This window comes from Saccharopolyspora sp., from assembly GCF_017434145.1.
Classification (GTDB): Bacteria; Actinomycetota; Actinomycetes; order Mycobacteriales; family Pseudonocardiaceae; genus Saccharopolyspora_C; species Saccharopolyspora_C galaxeae.
Map to the genome: position 1 here is coordinate 1 of NZ_JAFRFW010000553.1, position 2,143 is coordinate 2,143.

Sequence of the window (2,143 nt, forward strand, 5' to 3'; positions counted from 1 at the left end):
CATCGGCAGCAGTCCCTGCACACCGGCGGCGGTCTTGCCCTCGGGCAGCAGCGGCGGCGGGTCCAGGTCCAGCGGTTCCTGCGCTTGCAGCGGGCGCACCGCGCGCGCCGGCCGGTGCACCAGGCGGGTGGTCAACTGCGCCTCCTCCCTACAGCGTCCGCGACCGGCGCAACGACCAGGCCGCGAGCCGGGAGCCCGCGGTGATCGTGGGCTCGGCGAGCCGCCCCGGGTCGATGGTGCCGCCGGACGCGACGTGCCGGTCGTAGGGCAGCACCACGACGGGAAGGCCGAGGCGGGAGAACAGCGCCTCCGCTGGACCTCGCTTCAGCGTCGCGACGCCCTGCTGGTCCGCGGCGTTCAACGCCACCACGACGTGTTGGAGGGCGGCCGGGCCGATGCGCGCCAGCGCGTCCGCGGTCGTGCGCACTCCGTCCGGGGTCGCAGGGGTCACGACGACCACCGAATGCGCGTCGGAGAGCACCGCGCTGGTCGCCGGAGCGTTCAGCCCCGTTCCGCAATCCAGCACCGCGACCGCGAACAGCCGGGACAGCGCCCGCGTCACGTCCCGCGCGAGCTGGTGCTGCGCGCCGGACGATCCGGGCGCGACCCACAACCCGCGCGAGGTGCGCGGCAGCAACCGCTCGATGCTGCCGAGGCTCTGCCCGCTGGCGGTGCGCAGCGCGGGAGCCAGGCCGGGCAGCGTCATCGCGGTGTCCACGCCGAGCCGCCAAGCCAGCGAGCCGGATTCCGGTTCGGCGTCCAGCGCCAGCACCGGCTCGGTCCGGCGGGTCGCGAACACGGAACCGAGCAGTGCCGCGACGGCGGTCTTGCCCGCACCGCCGCGCACCGAGGTCACCGCGATGCGGCGCCCGGTGGTGATCGGGGCCTGCACGGCCGCGAGGACTTCTTCGAGTTCGCGCGGCTGCTTCGAGCTGCCGAACACGCGCGCCACGGCCCTGGTGACGCGGCGGGCGGTGCTGTCGCCGCGCGGTGCCTGCCCGGTGAGTTCGCTGCGCTTCGGCGGCTGGTTCGGCGCGGGTTGCTGCGGCGCGGGTTGCTGGGGCCCGGGTGGCTGGAACCCGGGTTGTTGCGGACCGGCCGGGTCCGTCGCAGCAGGATTCGGTCCCGGCGCGGCCGGTGCGGCGAACGGGCCGGGCTGGGATTGCGGATGAGCCCAATTCGACGGATTCGGGCTCGGCGGATTCGGGTTCGGCGGCCCTTGGCCGGGCTGGAGCTGCGGCGGCTGGTCGGGATGTTCCGGGTACGGGTGGGTTCGGCCGTGCGGTGACCAACCTTGGTGCGGCTGGGCCTGGACGGGGCCGGAGCTGTTCGTGCCGGAATGGGTCGAGCCGGGGTGGCCCGCCTGGCCGCGGCCCGCCGGGTCGGCCTCCGGATGCCCGCCAGGAAGCGGCTGGTCCGGCCGCGTCCGCTCCTCCTGCGCCCGTTGACCTTGGAACCGGCTCGGGTCGATCCGCTGGGTGCGCTCCGCGCCCTGACCTTGCGCCTCCGCTGGGCTCTGCACAGCGTCCTGCCCGGACTGCGGCTGCTGCCCGGACTGCGCTCCGGACGTCTCCGGAGCGGCTTCCGGAGCCCCGGCAGCTTCGGACGCCCGATCGCTCCCGGCGACTCCCGGCAGCTGATCCGGCCGCACCTGCTGGGTCGCGTCGGCGTCCTGCTCCCACGGCGGCCGGTCGGTCGCGCCACCTCGCCACGGCCGCCCGGCGGGCGGTTCCGGCGTGCGATCCGATGTGGACACTTTCGAGCGCCTTTCCTGGTTGCGGATGTGCGGGGGAGCCGGCGAGGCCGCGGAACTAGTTCAGCAACTGCGAGTAGAGCCCGAACACGCCGACCGCGACCGGCACCATCGCGATCACCGCGATCCCTTCGACGCGGTCGGCGATCTGCCGGGCACGCGCCTGCACGTGCGCGGGCGGCAGGTAGGTCAACGCCACGAATCCGGCCGCGAGCACCAGCAGGGCGACCAGCGCGGCACCCCACCACTGGGCGGGCAGCGCCTCGGCCCATCGGCTCACCAGCCCGGCCACCACTACCAGCGTCGCCGCGGTCAGCGCCGCGACTTCCACGACCAGCGGGCAGGCGCGGGTGCGCAGGAAAGTGCTCACCCCCAGCAGGCAGGCCAATG

Annotated in this window: 1 protein-coding gene and 1 pseudogene; both read right to left on the reverse strand. The window is 74.8% G+C overall.

Annotated elements, in window-relative coordinates; translation table 11 throughout:
* Positions 1 to 148: 148 nt before the first annotated feature.
* The gene (locus tag IJH84_RS15385; RefSeq protein WP_295145605.1) at positions 149 to 1,756 is read right to left on the reverse strand and encodes a MinD/ParA family protein; all 1,608 of its coding nucleotides are present in this window, start codon (positions 1,754 to 1,756) and stop codon (positions 149 to 151) included.
* Between the two features lie 55 nt (positions 1,757 to 1,811).
* Positions 1,812 to 2,143 (reverse strand): annotated as a pseudogene (locus IJH84_RS15390) (type VII secretion integral membrane protein EccD); the annotation flags it as partial.